Origin of the sequence: Leuconostoc pseudomesenteroides KCTC 3652, from assembly GCF_014634745.1 — a bacterium.
In the GTDB taxonomy this organism is placed as follows: Bacteria; Bacillota; Bacilli; order Lactobacillales; family Lactobacillaceae; genus Leuconostoc; species Leuconostoc pseudomesenteroides.
Genome location: NZ_BMBP01000003.1, coordinates 1 through 14,928, shown reverse-complemented (window position 1 = coordinate 14,928; position 14,928 = coordinate 1). Strand labels below are relative to the sequence as shown.

Sequence of the window (14,928 nt, the reverse complement as noted above, 5' to 3'; positions counted from 1 at the left end):
TAGATAAAAAGTCTCTATAATTGTGATATAAACCACATTTATGGAGACTTTTTTATGCTAAACTGGTTAAAAGAGGGATTATAATGATATTCTTACTTATTATGTTCATAATATTGACGTTAATGATGGTGACTTTTACAATTCAAAATTATCGCAAGTATGGCACACTTTTTGTGCCATTATTTTTAACCCTCTTGCTGATTGGTGGTACTGTCTGGAGTGCAAGTAAGTTACCAGCAACAATTAAACAAATTAAATCACGACAAGACACTACTAGAAAAGTGGCGCAGCTGACTGCTAGTCAAAGAGCGGCCATGCAAAAGAGCTTTGAAAATGTCAGCGGATCGCGTACGATTGAAATTCCAACAACATCAGCAGAAGATCAGCAACAGGCACTTTCCTTACAAGAAACAAAATATGCCCGGAGCCTAGACACAGCTTATCAACAGATTGGTGATGTGTCATTTGATGAAAAAACGAAAGCATTTCAACTGCGTTTATATGCCAAAACACAATTGGCTGAGAGTGTGAGTGTCGTTGAGGCTCACCCTAGTCAAGCGGCCACAACCGGCTGGCAGTCTTTCACCAATTCATTAAAAACAACTTCTAAAACAATTGGTACTGCTTTCAAACCAGGATATACATTAGAACTGATGGGTGTGAACAATAGTCAAAATATTTTGTATGCTGCCAAAGACGGTAAAGAACTGATTAATATCGCAGAACAATAATTAATTTAAGTGAGCAGTAGAAAGGAATTTATCGTGATCTTTTTTGTGAACAAAGCAATTGGACATGGCAACAGTGGTGTGGAGCACGCGCAATTTTATCGTGCGGATATTTTTCGGCAAGCACACCAACCCTTCAAGATGATTTATTCAGACTTACTACCAAAACTGCATGAACATGCAGCGGAATGGCATTTGCAAGAATCTGAAGTAATTGGGCTTTATGATTATTTTTTAAGTGATGATCCGGATGATTATTTGCGCAATGGATTGCGTGAGGTGAGCGAGTATCATGAAGAAGTATTATGGGATCAAACGCATACGCAACGGCGATTTGATCGTCAAACAACAGGTGGGTATTTTGAAACGATTCAACGCGTGAAGCGGTATTCTGATGAGCGTAAACTTTATTTGGTAGATGACGACCGTGTGATTTTAACCAATGGCAATCACAAAATAATGTGGCATTATCGTGATTCTGGTTCCAGAAAAAAGCAAGCTGTTAGCATACGATTATTTAACTTTAAAGGGCGAGATTATTTTTTCCAAACTTATGAAGCTTTAGTGATGTTTTTTTATGAACAGTTAAATCAGACTTACCCTAATAGTCTTTACATCATTGATCGAGGGCAAGAACATGAAGAAGCTCTGATTCATCTGAAACGCCAGGGTGCCGGTGTCAAATTACTTGATGTTGTTCATGCTGCCCATTTGGCGCAATTTGAAGGGGCACATCCACTTTGGAATAATTATTATCAATACATGTTTGATCACCTTGACGATATGTCTGCTGTCATTAACGCCACTGAAGTGCAAACGCAAGCGATGAAAGCTGATTTGTCACGTGTTGGACAGAAACAACTTGATAAAATTACCACTATTCCGGTTGGTGGTGTCGAAACTGTTATGCCGGCGCGCCATTGGTCAGGAAAAGAGGCGCGATTTGTGACAGCATCCCGTCTTCATCCAGAAAAACATATCACTCAAATCGTGTCAGCAATTAAATTGTTACGGGATCAAGGACTAAATGCTACCCTAACTATTTATGGTGATGGCGGTGATATACCTCATATTAAAAAGAGCATTAGTGAGCTCAAATTACAGAAATTTGTGACTTTGGCGGGTTTGAGTCAACATGTTATTGATGATTTGAAGCAATACGACGCTTTTGTGTCAGCCTCCTATTCGGAAGGGTTTGGTTTGACGTATATTGAGGCTATTAGTGATGCGCTACCAATTGCGACTTATGCTAATTTTTTTGGTGCACAGGAATTGGTCAAAGAAGGTCTGAATGGTCATTTAGCAACCTTTGAACGCCACCAAGATGCAACTGAAAAAAATGTTGTGCAATTGAGTCAAGCCATGGCGGCAGTCTTTCAATCAACAGCGCATTATGCTGATTTATCACGTGGCGCTGAAGCAGTCGCCAAAAAATATCAAACACAAGAAATTGCTAAAAAGTGGTCAGCGTTGATTAGGAGGGTTAATCATGAAAGTTGAACTCATCAATAGCTTAGTCTATCAAAACTTTGCTGGTATTAAATGGCAAATTGAGCAAGTGGCTAATGGTCATAGTGATGAATTATGGTTAGCTACCCCACACGAAGACGCCGTATCACTGATTAAGGCACACCATATTGCGCCAGAAAAAGTATTTGATGTTTACCGGCAACAATATTTGACTGAAATTGACGTCTCTAAAGGCATCTGGTGGAGTGATTTGTCGGTGCCAAATGATGCACAAATTGTCGTTAATCAAGATTGGACGAGTAGTGTTGTGAGCTTGGGTAGCGAATTGGCGCAAGTGAAGTGGTTTCCACAATCCACCAGAATTGTACAGGCTGTTTCATGGTTAGATACCGATGGGAAGCTTGATTATAAGGACATTTACCATCGAGATGGGACGTTATTTGCTCGCCAATTCTTTAGTGAAGGGGATTTACTGGAAAGTGATTTTTACCAAACGACGGGGGAGTTGTCGACTGTTGATTATTATTTCAATGGTGCTCGTAATTTTGTCGTTCATGGACAATCACAATTCAGTTCGGCAGATACTTATTTGTTAGATGTCATGTCATCATTTCCAGAAGTGACATTTGATATTACGCAGTTAGGTCGTGAGTTGGACTTTGCACCGGACAACACACAACTGACCATGCCGGCAGGCGTGATTGATGATCAAGGTCAGATTTACCCGAATTTGATACAAATTTTAACCAACGATCAACATAAAATTAAACGGGTTATCGTGTCAAAAGATGATTATCAACGGCTCATTAAAGCAGGGTATGCCAGCAATAAATTGGAGAAAATGTCATGACAACCATTCATATTTTGCCAGATTGGCATGAAAATGAACAGGCCATGCCACAAGGCAATGACAGTATTCATCAAGCACAATTATTTCAGTCGCAAGGCTGTGATGTGAATTTGTTATTGGTGGATTATTTGACGCGTCTGCGTTCAATGTTTCATACTAAAAATCTAGATCATGTGACATATTGGTCACTATATGATGATATACAAGAGGTCGGTTTGACTGATACTCGCGTGGTGGCTTTACAAGATTTTAGTTGGCCAGAGACGGTTTATTTTGTAGAAATGCCCGACCAGATTGTGGCAATGCAAGATGACAAGTTATTTGCCAAAATTCAATTAGATGGCGATAATTTAGGGCAAATCGTAGCCATTATTTTTTATGAAAATGATCATCAAAAAACTTGTTTAGATATTGATGATCGCGGTTTTGTGTCTCGGACAACCTATTTTGTTAATGGTGAGAAAACTGCTGTTGATTATTTGACGCCTAGTGGTGAAGTTGCTATGCATGTTTCGCTACCAGATCAGGTTGTGACAACAAAAGAGACGTGGTTCGGTGCCAAAAAATTCGCCAATACGACAGTTTTATTTCAAGCTATTTTGAAACAAAAAATCAGTAAGATCAGTGATGAAGCACCATTAATTGTAACGCAAACTGATGTTATCAATCAGTTTTTGCTAGAAAACGACATACAACATGATATTATTTACAGCGCCCAGGAAAGACGCGAAACGTCAAAGATGACGCTACCTCAGTGCGTGAAAGCAGTCGTTACCGATAATGTGAGCACAACAATGGTAAATCAGCATTATATTCCCACATTTGCGACTATTTTGTCAGAAGGAAAGTCTCAAGAAACCGCCAATCTTGATTATTATTGGGTGGCTGATCAAACGATTGCACAACAATTGGCTGTCGTTTCTCAGTTCATCACGATATTACGGGACAACGAACATGCGCGCGTCATTGTCGACACACCGGTTGCATTATCACAAGCGGTTACCAATCTGATCGAAACAAGTGATCAATCGACTGACATAGATGATGAGTTGTTGGACAATAATGGTTTGTCAGATGAACTTAAAATGGCTGGCAACCAGCCCGCAACGATAAAAACATTCGCGGAGCGCTTTATCATAAACATCGCGCCTACTGAGGAAAAGCAGCAACGAGCGATTGAAAAAGTCCGTGTGTTGGTTGATTTAAACACACAACCAAACGCCTACCTACAAACTTTGGCCTTATCAGCCCTGATTCCACAAATCAATGCTGTTAAAACACCATTCGTGTTGGCAAATCAAAATGGTTTCATTATTGATGATGTCAATGAACTGAGCGCTAAGATTCAGTTTTATCAACATAATATCAATGATTGGGCATTTGCTAAAAATGAAGCATTCAAGCATTCTGAGAATTACTACGATACAGTGCTTTGGTCCAAATGGCAGCGGGTGTTTGATCAAGTAAAGCCACTGGGGGAATAGCTAAATGAAACGAAAAATTGCAATTCTACAAATTGGAGATACTGATTGGCGACAAATTACCCAAACAGATTTTTTTGATTGGCATTATATGCCTGTTTCTGAGATTCATACGTTAGTAGAGTCACCGGAAGAAGATGAACCAGCCAATCAATATAATTACGTTTTGTTGACTAATCAAATTCAAGATAATCAAGCTGTTTTCGATTATGTCAACCAGTGCCCAGCTTTTCACGTGATTTACTTAACGAAAAATATTTTACCGGAATGGTTAGCAATTTTACAGGCGCGTCGGGCATTTTATTTTGATGATTTTACACCGGATCGGGTGGTTCAAAGAATTGAGACGGACTTGTATTTCGGACAGATTGGGTTTGCCACGCGTTTTAGTGAACAACAATTCGTACCGTCAGAAAAAGTAACCGGTCATTTATCACGTGGTGGTCGTTTTTTGACGCAATTTAGTGGTGATTTTGGGTCACAGTGGCAAGCGCTAGGGTATTTAAAAGTTTTAGCCGGTGATTTATCTCCTAACCGTGAAAATTTAGTTTGGTTGGAACATGAGACGCAAGGAAATATTGAAGTTGCCTTGAAATTTGTATTTTTTCGGGATGATAAGATACAACAAGTTCAAATTGTCAGTGGCGAACCATTGCACGCTTTGACACCGATTGGTGGTTTGTCTGATTATGCTAACTATCAAGTGATTGTCATGGCAAAAGGGCGTGGTCAAGTATCGTTACACGCGCTACACCAACGCAGGACACGTCATGGATTAGGACACTTGCTACCGGGTGGTGAATGGCACCTCACTTCTGAAGGAGAAGAGGTCTTAAGTTATTTTAATCCCGGTATGCGAAATAAGCCTTTAATTGTATCTTTTGCTGGATCACGGCTCTTTTCAGATGGATTTGAATTGATGGGTGTGTTTGATGAGCTGGAGACGCCATACCTGCTGTTTACGGATTCGCGCACACAAGGTGGCGTTTTTGAAGTGGGCACTAAAATTTTTGAACAAACGGTGATAGATCGTATTCGCCAAGCGATGGCGGAACTTGGGATCACTGGGGATGACGTTATCTTTCACGGGTATTCGATGGGCAGCTATCCAGCGATGTATTATGCTGCTGACATTCAGCCAGCTGCAATTGTGATTTCTAAGCCGATTATTAATTTGGGTTCTTTTTCAGCTAAAATGGACTTTCCACATCATCGTAATACTGATTGGACGCTTGATATGCGTCGACATTTGACAGGACGTATGTCAAAGGAAGACACAGTAGTTCTTGACGAAAAATTGTGGCAACATATCAAACAAATTGATTGGAAAAATATTGATGTATCACTATTTACAATGGATTTGGATGAATATGATGGTGAAAGTTTGCCTGAATTATTAGACTTTTTCCGCGAGCAACATGTGCACCTGACCCATTTTGAAGAGCATGGTTATCATATTGAAAAGATTTCTGAAATGATTACTTTCATCAAAAATCGACTTTACACGTTACGCGATAAGAGATGGTCGCTTCAAGGCGATGGGGGTAAATGACGTTATGCAATATCATATTTATTGGACACCACAGACAGAGTTGTTAGAATTACAAGGGGCAAATATCCGATTTGACCGGATGAACCAAGTTTTTTACGAAAATCAATGGCTGCCAAGCGGCCAAGTGGTTGCAAGGTGGGCTTCAAAACGTGATTACATTGTAAGTAACAAGCTTGCAGATCTTCCCTATTTAGTTCAGGGCGAAACGTATGAATTAGAACGCGACATTACAAACGCCAATCACATGTTTGGCTACTTAACGATTACATTTTTTGATGTCTATCATCGCCAAATTGTAGCCTATCATGAAAACAAAGATATCATGACGTTTGAAGTGCCTAAAAATTATGATGCTTACGAAATTGAATTGATTACTGCTGGAGCAGAACATATTATTTTCCATGAGTTTACCATTCGTCTTGCGTTGACCAATGGTACATTGTTGGCGGGCGACCATCATGAGCGTTTTGATAGTGGTGAAGACCTGTATTGGTACTTACAAGAAGCTTCTCTAGTGACAAGTCAAACATTGCGCGTCATTTTTTCAGAACCAAGTGACAATATGACGGATTACGCACATCAGTGGATTGTGCCAACTCAGCAAAATGTGTTATATATCGCTGATGGTCGCTTATTGGCCGGCTTTTATGTTAATGAAACAACAAGCAGTACTTACGAAACAGCACTTAAACAAATCATTCAGGATGCAAAAGTTAAAAGCCATGCGTCAATCATCGAATTTATAGGTTATGGTCCTATTTCAAGTTACGCTGCCGGATATTATCAAAAACAAATGACTGGGAAAGCGGTTATTTCATCTGATGCCATTGTACAACCTACCACTTATTTAGCGGGTAATCAGCGTAATCGTACGACGCAATCTGTTTTGAATGACGGCAAAACATACCCAACTATCTCATTAGATGATGCTTTCATTAGGTTAGACGAAAGTGAGCAGAAACCGCTACTCACGCAGATGCCGGGATTACGAAACCCGAATACTGCACGATTAAAAAAATTGTATTACGAAACACCTGAATTAGCAGAAGTACCTTTTATTGAAGATGATAACATGGTGACAACCAACAAACATGGCTGGTTATCACGCTTATTTCATATAAAAAAGTAATTTTTGTGAACAAAATATGAACTTTAACGCACGATAATAAATATTTGTTATGATAAATAGCAAAGTAAAGGTTGATCATGATAGTCAGTGGTGTGATAAGAAAGTGAGGATAGACTGGTGTTACATATACAAACGTGGTTAGGTGGATTAGCAATGTTAGCGGTATTTTATCGTAATGTGCCAGCGCTTCGTGCGTTGAAGCGTGGGCAATTCCAACCTAATTTTGCGACCTATATGATTTGGGCATTAATTTCGTTAATTGAGGCTGTGATTATTTTGGCTAATCGTGGCGGTTTTGGTGCAACATCAATGGTTTTGAGCGTCGTCTTTTTTTCATATTTTGGTGTTATGGGTCTTAAATACGCCAAAGAACAACCAACCAATCGACGATTTATTTTGGCCATGTTAGGCGCGGTTGTAGTGCCACTTTTGTTGACCTTGGTTCACGGGCTGACGCAGGGTGAGTTATTGTTTATTTTGGCGATTGTTGAAGCCTTGGCAATTATTCCAACGATTCAGAAAATTAAACGGGCGCCATATTCAGAGAGTTTATCTTGTTATGTCTGGAATGATGTCTCGATGTTATTGAGTCTTTTAGCAGTTCATGCCATTAGTTTTGAAACAGTGTTTGTGCCATTGATATGGGTATTTATTATGAGTGGGTGCATTATTTATATGTTAGTGCTGAGAAGACGTGTACCAAAACGTCAAGAATGTGCCGTTTTGGATTAAAAATATATCATAGTTGGTTGCACGAACAAACTAACCGTGGTAAGATATATTTTGTAAAAGAAATGATACCGCTTTCAGATATACGGAAGCCGGTTTGGTAGTAAGAAAGGAAAGCATACTATGCAGATTCAAAACCCAGTATTACCGGGATTTAACTCAGATCCATCTATTATTCGTGTGGCAGATACTTACTATATTGCGACATCAACATTTGAATGGTTCCCAGGTGTGCGAATTCACGCCTCACAAGATTTGGTGCATTGGAATTTAGTTAAAAATGTCCTTGATACAACGACACTATTGGATATGAAAGGCAACCCATCATCAGGTGGTATTTGGGCACCAGACTTGTCTTATGCCGACGGTAAGTTCTGGTTAATTTTCACGGATGTTAAAATTACCGATGGCTCGTTTAAAGACATGAAAAATTACTTGACAACTGCGGAATCCATTGAAGGGCCATGGTCAGATCCAATTTTGGTGAATGGTGTTGGATTTGATGCCTCATTGTTCCATGACGATGATGGTCGCAAGTATCTTGTGCAACAGACATGGGATCATCGCGAGTATCATCACCCATTTGATGGTATTACTTTGACTGAATTCGATACAACAACAATGAAGTTAAAGCCAGAAACAGCCCGTACAATTTGGGAAGGGACTGAAGTTAAGTTAGTTGAAGGCCCACATTTGTATAAAATTAAGGGTCAATATTACTTGTTTGCGGCGGAAGGTGGTACGATCTTTACTCATCAAGAAGTCGTTGCACGTTCACAGACTTTGGATGCGTTGTCATTTGAACGCGAACCAGAAGGACCATTCTTAACTAACTTTGACACGCCAAATGCTTACTTGCAAAAGCAAGGGCACGGCGCTCTTGTTGATACACCGGGGGGCGAGTGGTATTATGCTTCCTTGTCAGCTCGTCCTTGGAATCATCCAACGGAGAGTGCTACGGATCCACGCGGTTGGTCAACATTAGGTCGCGAGTCATCAATTCAAAAAGTTGAATGGGATGAAGCAGGTTGGCCACGAGTTGTTGGTGGTCATGGTGGTTCAACGTTTGTCGAAGCCCCTAAGGACGCTATTTTGACTGATGCACCAGCTGATCATTCACAACATGATGACTTTACTGATGACAAGCTTGACATTAACTGGAACACACTACGTGTACCATTTACTGAAAAGATGGGTCACACTGGCGCGGGCAAATTAGTGTTACGCGGTCAAGGTTCATTGGCTAACACGTTTGACTTATCTTTGATTGCACGCCGTTGGCAAGCTTTCTACTTTGATGCCGAAACCAAAGTAAAGTTTGATCCATATTCATATCAAGCAATGGCTGGTTTGACTAATTACTACAACCACTCACATTGGTCGTTTATTTTCATTACAAAAAATGATGACGGTAAAAATGTCATTGAAGTTGGTGAAAATAAAGGTGGCTTGCGTAACGGATCATACACATCATACTTTAAAGACGATGCGCCGGTGATTCCTGAAGGTACGGAATACGTTTGGTTTAAGTCCGAAAATCGTAAGGAATCATATACTTATTACTATTCATTCGATGGTCAAAACTGGATTGCAACAGGCATTACATTAGATGCTGCGGTATTGTCAGATGACTATGTCGTACGCGAATATGGTGGTTTCTTCACGGGGGCTTATGTTGGATTAGCTGCAGTCGATTATTCAGGCTATGACTCAACAGCAGAATTTGATTTCTTTGATTATAAGGAATTGGGTGATTACCAAGAAGCTGACGGTAGTTATTCATGGCAGAAATCAGAGAGTCGATTTTATTAAAAATAACATATAAATAAGCAATAGTATCTCAAGTAATTGTTACTTCAATTGATTATACGTTTTTAAACAGAAAGTGTCTTACAAATGAAAGTGCATAAATTATCGGCGGGCTTTATTTACTTCTTTGGTGCTTTAGGTGGGTTATTGTTTGGTTATGATACGGGTGTGATTTCCGGTGCCATATTGTTTATTTCTAAACAGTTGACTTTGACCAAATGGCAAGAAGGCTGGGTTGTTTCCGCAGTCCTTGTGGGTGCCATTCTTGGTGCCGCTGTGATTGGACCGATGTCAGATCGATTCGGTCGTAAAAAGTTATTATTGCTGTCATCAATCATTTTCTTAGTTGGTGCGGTTTGGTCAGGTTTAGCACCTGATTTTGCTCACTTAGTAGCATCACGAATAGTGCTAGGTTTAGCCGTGGGTGGCGCATCGTCACTCATTCCAACTTACTTATCTGAAATGGCACCCGCCGACAAACGTGGTGGGGTTGCGTCATTATTTCAGATGATGATTATGACTGGTATCTTAGTTGCGTATATTTCTAACTATCTGTTGCAAGACTTGACGTTTGGCTGGCGTATTATGTTGGCTTTGGCAGCTTTACCAGCGTTAGCTTTATTCTTTGGTGGTCTTGTTTTGCCAGAGTCACCACGATATTTGGTACGCCGAGGCGACAATGAAGCAGCACGTGAAGTGTTGGCAATGTTTAGCAAAGATGAAAAAATGGTTGAAGCCGAATTAGGTGACATTGAATTACAAGCAGCTGCCAAAACTGGTGGTCTTTCTGACTTGTTTGGTCCACTTAGCCGGCCAGTGCTTATTATGGCGATGGGATTGGCGATTTTCCAACAAACCATGGGATGTAACACGGTACTTTACTATGCACCGACGATTTTCACTGATATTGGATTTGGTGTCTCGGCAGCCTTGATGGCACACATTGGCATTGGTATCTTTAACGTGATTGTGACTTGGGTTGCGGTCATGATTATGGACAAAATTGATCGTAAGAAAATGTTGATTTACGGTGCATGGGGGATGGGTATTTCGCTGATTTTGATGTCAGTTGGTATGCAACTCTCAGGTACAGGCAAGTTTGGTTCGTATCTTGCTGCGATTGCATTGACAATCTACATTGCTTTCTTCTCTGCAACATGGGGTCCTGTCATGTGGGTTATGATTGGTGAGAGCTTCCCACTCAATATCCGTGGTTTAGGTAATTCATTTGGTGCTGTGGTCAACTGGACAGCGAACACGATTGTTTCACTGACCTTCCCACCATTGCTAAGTGCTTTTGGTACAGGTAATTTATTCTATCTCTATGCGGTGATGTGCTTCATTTCCATTTGGTTCGTGCACAAGTTTACCATAGAAACGCGTGGTCGCTCACTAGAACAAATTGAAGCGAGCTTACGTCATCGTAAGAATCATTTAAATGATGCACCTGTTGCAAATTAGTAACAATAATCAGTCGTTAGACTGATTTTTTTAAATCAAAAATGAAAGAGACTTTAAAAATGAAAACAACCATTCAAACATTTGGTAACTTTGAAGGACAAAAAGTGTCTGCTTATTCGTTAGAAAATAAGAATGGCACGCGGATTACAGTGCTCGACTATGCCGGTATTTGGCATGAATATTCGGTCATTGACGAAGGAACACGAGTTAATATGTTATTGTCAGCACCGGAGATGTCAGGTTACACCGATAATCCTTTTTATATCAATCGTCTGATTGGGCGCGTTGCCGGTCGTATTAAAGATGCAACATTCAAGCTTGGCGATCAATTGATTCAAACACCACAAAATGAAGGTGATAATTCGCTACATGGTGGTGGTAATGGTTGGTCCAATACGATGTTTGCCGTAAAATTTGATCAAAATAGTATTGTCTTGACGGCGACTATAACGTCAGCACAAGATGGCTTTCCGGGGAATTTGGAATCGGAAATACGCTACACACTTTCAGATGACGATACTGTGGCCTTGACTATGAGCGGGACGCAACGTGAAACTGATGGTGTATTTAATCCGACGTCACATGCTTATTTTAATTTAAGCCAATCTGATGATGTCTCCAACCATGAATTGCATCTCAATAGTAAAGTTCATTTGGCAGTTGATACTGGGAAAGTACCAACTGGAGAGACGATGGCCAATCATAATTCGCCATTTGATTTGAGAATGGCGCCGGATTTGGGCGCTGCGTTAGCAACTTTGGATAAAACAACCGCAGAGCATGGCTTTGATGATGTCTTTGTCGTTCAAGGACCAAAAATTGCTAGTTTGAAAGATAAGGTTAGTTCGCGTACAATAGATGTAATATCTCATCGAAATGGGTTAGTTGTTTTCACCGCCAATTCGATGACATCGGATATGATAAATAATCATGGCAACGGACATAAATGGGTGGCAGTTGCCTTGGAACCCCACACATTACCAAACTCTGAAAATATTCCAGCCTTTGGTGACGTGCGTTTGAAAAAAGATGAAACCCGTGTGGCAGAAATTGTTTATCATTATCACAAATAAGGGAGAGGTGCTGGTTGTTTTAATGCCAGCGATGCTATGAAGAAAACAGATCAAATCACCATGCGGGATCATAATCAGCGCTTAGTTTTACAAGCGTTATTTAATGCTAAAGAAACGTCGCGTGCCCAACTAGCGGTTGACCTAGAATTACATAAATCAACAATTAGCTCAATTTACCGTGATTTAGATGATATTGGTTTCATTGAAGATTTGGGCGAAGGGGATACAACCGAAACAGGTGGTCGCAAGGCTAAAATGATTCGTTTCAATCGTAATTACGGTTTTGTGGTAGCATTTGACATGGGACGCCATCATTTACGAATGGCACAGGTACGTTTGAGTGGTGAAGTCATTGCGACTGATGAATTTGACGTTGATGGCTTGACACTAAAACAAGTCGTGGATTTAATGATGAAAAATTTGCATCGCATTAAACCGCAAAAATATGGTACGCAAGAGGGTGTTATGGGAATTGCGGTTGGCGTGCATGGTGTTGTTGATCAAAATCAAGTGACATACTCTCCTTTTTTTGATTATTCAGGTATTGATTTGGCTGATTTACTTGGACAAGTAATTAGTGTGCCAGTTTTACTAGAAAACGAAGCTAACTATGCGGCTGTCTATATTCGGGATTATCATGATTACCGACAAATTGATCAATATGATAATTTAATTGCACTCAATATTCACTATGGTATTGGTGCTGGAATTATTATTGATGGTCAGTTATATCGTGGTTTGGCTGGACGCGCTGGTGAAGTTGGTCGCAGTATTGTTTGGTCTCAGAATAAGGAAATTATTCGCATGGAAGATTTATATTCTGAAGACGCCATGCTGAAACGTTTGGCCGAGGCTTTAGGCAAAAAAGAAGTCGTCCGTGCTGATTTTGTGGCTTGTGCTAGTCATAATGCACCAGAAACAACAGCGTTAATTGATGATTGGGTCCGTGGCATTGCGCAAATGGCTTATGATATTATACAAACCTATGCCCCACAAGCGCTCTTTATTCACTCACGTTTTATCGCTGAAATGCCGGAATTATTAGGCCGTGTGATTGAAGTGTATCAAGATCTGAATCCAACTTGTCAATCAGAATTATTATTTGCAAATCACTCTGTCTATCAAGCAACTTTGCTTGGTGGGGCAGCAAGTGTGACGCGCCACGTGCTTGACTTGGAAGATGTTGATTTGAAGTTCAGCCATTGAGTATGAAATTGGAGTGGTGGCATTATTAAATAACAGTTAGTGATTAGCAATAATTGTTGATAGCGCAATATATTACCATATCTCCATAAAAAAATTAGTCGCGATACAATGCAGTTGTGTCTCTTACGTGCTAACAAAAATTGTGATGGTTTATCGTGGTGGTTAAATTTATGAAAACTAATAAATATGAAATTATTAAACAATATATTTTAGATAAAATATTGAGTGGAGACTACAGTGTTGACCAAAAGTTACCTACTGAAAGCGAATTAATGTCCGCATTTTCAGTTAGTCGTTACACTGTGCGAAGAGCTATTTCTGATTTAGAAAACGAAAACTTTATTTATCGTATTCAAGGTGGTGGATCTTTTGTAGCAGATAAAACGGAAATATTGCAAAAAGAAAGTGTGCCACAAGTAGTAGGGGTTATTTCCACGCATATTGCGTCATATATTTTTCCTGCCATTATTGACGGCATTGACCAAGTTTTATCAATGCATAATTTTTCTTTTATATTAGCGAACACTCACAATGATCCTGTAAGAGAACGATCAGCATTAAAAAATTTTATGCGACAAAATCTCGGGGGATTAATTGTTGAACCAACAAAAAGCGCGAGTGAAACAACCAATATTGACCTGTATAAAGAAATTGAGAAATTAGGAATTCCCGTTATTTTTATTAACGCTGCCTATAAAAATATTCAAGGAACATCACTAGTTAGTGATGATCAACATGCTTTTTATCAGGCAACAAACTACCTTTTTTCTAAAAATCATAAAAAAATTGTAGGTGTTTTTCAAGTTGATGATCTTCAAGGCGTTCACAGATTAAATGGCTATCTTGAGGCTTATCAAGATCATTCTTCACTACTTCCTTTCTGTAAACCTATCATGTATCAATCTGATAATGTTAATAGTGCGCTTCAGCAAATGAATGATTTATTATTGAAAACATCATCAGAACGGCCCACGGCCATTTTGGCGTATAATGATCAACTAGCCATCAGAATTATGGATTTAGTTAATGACATTGGCTTAAAAATACCGACAGATGTCTCGATAATTGGATTTGATGATTTTCAACTGTCAAAGTATATGTCGCCTAGATTAACGACAATGACGCATGCGCAGCAAATGATGGGACGTGATGCAGCTACGCTATTATTGCAAAAAATAAATCATCATAAAGTGGACTCTGTTGTTTACGAATCACTCATGGTGGAGCGAGATTCTGTTCGAAAACTCAAAGAATAGCGAAAAAACGCTAACACATTAATTAATGTGTTAGCGTTTTTTTAGTGTGATGAAGCACCGAAAACAGCCAGACGTTCTGCCAAACTCGTTTCCACGGCCGTGACACCAGGTGCTAATAGTTTCCTAGGATCGTAATTTTTACCAATCAAATCTTGATCAGTTAAAATAAAGTCTCTTAGTGCTT

The 14,928-nt window shown here is 39.7% G+C and carries 12 protein-coding genes; all 12 read left to right on the top strand.

What is annotated here, in order from left to right; genetic code table 11:
- The first annotated feature begins 83 nt into the window (after window positions 1–83).
- Window positions 84–731: a hypothetical protein gene (locus tag IEU65_RS04645; protein ID WP_031941104.1), complete on the top strand. Its 648-nt coding sequence runs from the start codon at window positions 84–86 to the stop codon at window positions 729–731.
- Between the two features lie 33 nt (window positions 732–764).
- Window positions 765–2,228 carry a glycosyltransferase gene (locus IEU65_RS04640; protein ID WP_147652018.1) on the top strand — a complete coding sequence of 488 codons (1,464 nt, stop codon included), beginning with the start codon at window positions 765–767 and terminating at the stop codon, window positions 2,226–2,228.
- Complete coding sequence (locus tag IEU65_RS04635; RefSeq protein ID WP_010282455.1) at window positions 2,218–3,048, top strand: glycosyl transferase; 831 nt, start codon at window positions 2,218–2,220, stop codon at window positions 3,046–3,048. Before IEU65_RS04640 ends, IEU65_RS04635 begins: the two co-directional genes overlap by 11 nt.
- On the top strand, window positions 3,045–4,532 hold the full coding sequence (gene asp1, locus IEU65_RS04630; protein WP_010282452.1) for an accessory Sec system protein Asp1: 1,488 nt from the start codon (window positions 3,045–3,047) through the stop codon (window positions 4,530–4,532). Before IEU65_RS04635 ends, asp1 begins: the two co-directional genes overlap by 4 nt.
- A gap of 4 nt (window positions 4,533–4,536) precedes the next feature.
- Window positions 4,537–6,081, top strand: a complete 1,545-nt coding sequence (gene asp2, locus IEU65_RS04625; protein WP_010282449.1) for an accessory Sec system protein Asp2 — start codon at window positions 4,537–4,539, stop codon at window positions 6,079–6,081.
- 4 nt (window positions 6,082–6,085) lie between these two features.
- Complete coding sequence (asp3, locus tag IEU65_RS04620; protein ID WP_010282448.1) at window positions 6,086–7,210, top strand: accessory Sec system protein Asp3; 1,125 nt, start codon at window positions 6,086–6,088, stop codon at window positions 7,208–7,210.
- Between the two features lie 117 nt (window positions 7,211–7,327).
- Window positions 7,328–7,942: a hypothetical protein gene (locus tag IEU65_RS04615; RefSeq protein WP_228934866.1), complete on the top strand. Its 615-nt coding sequence runs from the start codon at window positions 7,328–7,330 to the stop codon at window positions 7,940–7,942.
- Between the two features lie 120 nt (window positions 7,943–8,062).
- Window positions 8,063–9,751, top strand: coding sequence for a glycoside hydrolase family 43 protein (locus IEU65_RS04610; RefSeq protein ID WP_010282442.1), 1,689 nt, complete (start codon window positions 8,063–8,065; stop codon window positions 9,749–9,751).
- Between the two features lie 84 nt (window positions 9,752–9,835).
- Window positions 9,836–11,209: a sugar porter family MFS transporter gene (locus IEU65_RS04605; RefSeq protein WP_010282438.1), complete on the top strand. Its 1,374-nt coding sequence runs from the start codon at window positions 9,836–9,838 to the stop codon at window positions 11,207–11,209.
- 59 nt (window positions 11,210–11,268) lie between these two features.
- On the top strand, window positions 11,269–12,282 hold the full coding sequence (locus tag IEU65_RS04600) for an aldose epimerase family protein (protein WP_010282435.1): 1,014 nt from the start codon (window positions 11,269–11,271) through the stop codon (window positions 12,280–12,282).
- Between the two features lie 36 nt (window positions 12,283–12,318).
- Window positions 12,319–13,488: an ROK family protein gene (locus tag IEU65_RS04595; protein ID WP_010282430.1), complete on the top strand. Its 1,170-nt coding sequence runs from the start codon at window positions 12,319–12,321 to the stop codon at window positions 13,486–13,488.
- 170 nt (window positions 13,489–13,658) lie between these two features.
- Window positions 13,659–14,744: a GntR family transcriptional regulator gene (locus tag IEU65_RS04590; RefSeq protein WP_010282426.1), complete on the top strand. Its 1,086-nt coding sequence runs from the start codon at window positions 13,659–13,661 to the stop codon at window positions 14,742–14,744.
- The last annotated feature ends 184 nt before the right edge of the window (window positions 14,745–14,928 follow it).

Excerpts from the sequence above, each read along its gene's own strand:
- IEU65_RS04595 (WP_010282430.1), top strand. The coding sequence starts at position 12,319 with ATGAAGAAAACAGATCAAATCACCATGCGGGATCATAATCAGCGCTTA.
- IEU65_RS04600 (WP_010282435.1), top strand. The coding sequence starts at position 11,269 with ATGAAAACAACCATTCAAACATTTGGTAACTTTGAAGGACAAAAAGTG.
- IEU65_RS04635 (WP_010282455.1), top strand. The coding sequence starts at position 2,218 with ATGAAAGTTGAACTCATCAATAGCTTAGTCTATCAAAACTTTGCTGGT.
- asp2 (WP_010282449.1), top strand. The coding sequence starts at position 4,537 with ATGAAACGAAAAATTGCAATTCTACAAATTGGAGATACTGATTGGCGA.
- IEU65_RS04610 (WP_010282442.1), top strand. The coding sequence starts at position 8,063 with ATGCAGATTCAAAACCCAGTATTACCGGGATTTAACTCAGATCCATCT.
- asp3 (WP_010282448.1), top strand. The coding sequence starts at position 6,086 with ATGCAATATCATATTTATTGGACACCACAGACAGAGTTGTTAGAATTA.
- asp1 (WP_010282452.1), top strand. The coding sequence starts at position 3,045 with ATGACAACCATTCATATTTTGCCAGATTGGCATGAAAATGAACAGGCC.
- IEU65_RS04590 (WP_010282426.1), top strand. The coding sequence starts at position 13,659 with ATGAAAACTAATAAATATGAAATTATTAAACAATATATTTTAGATAAA.
- IEU65_RS04645 (WP_031941104.1), top strand. The coding sequence starts at position 84 with ATGATATTCTTACTTATTATGTTCATAATATTGACGTTAATGATGGTG.
- IEU65_RS04605 (WP_010282438.1), top strand. The coding sequence starts at position 9,836 with ATGAAAGTGCATAAATTATCGGCGGGCTTTATTTACTTCTTTGGTGCT.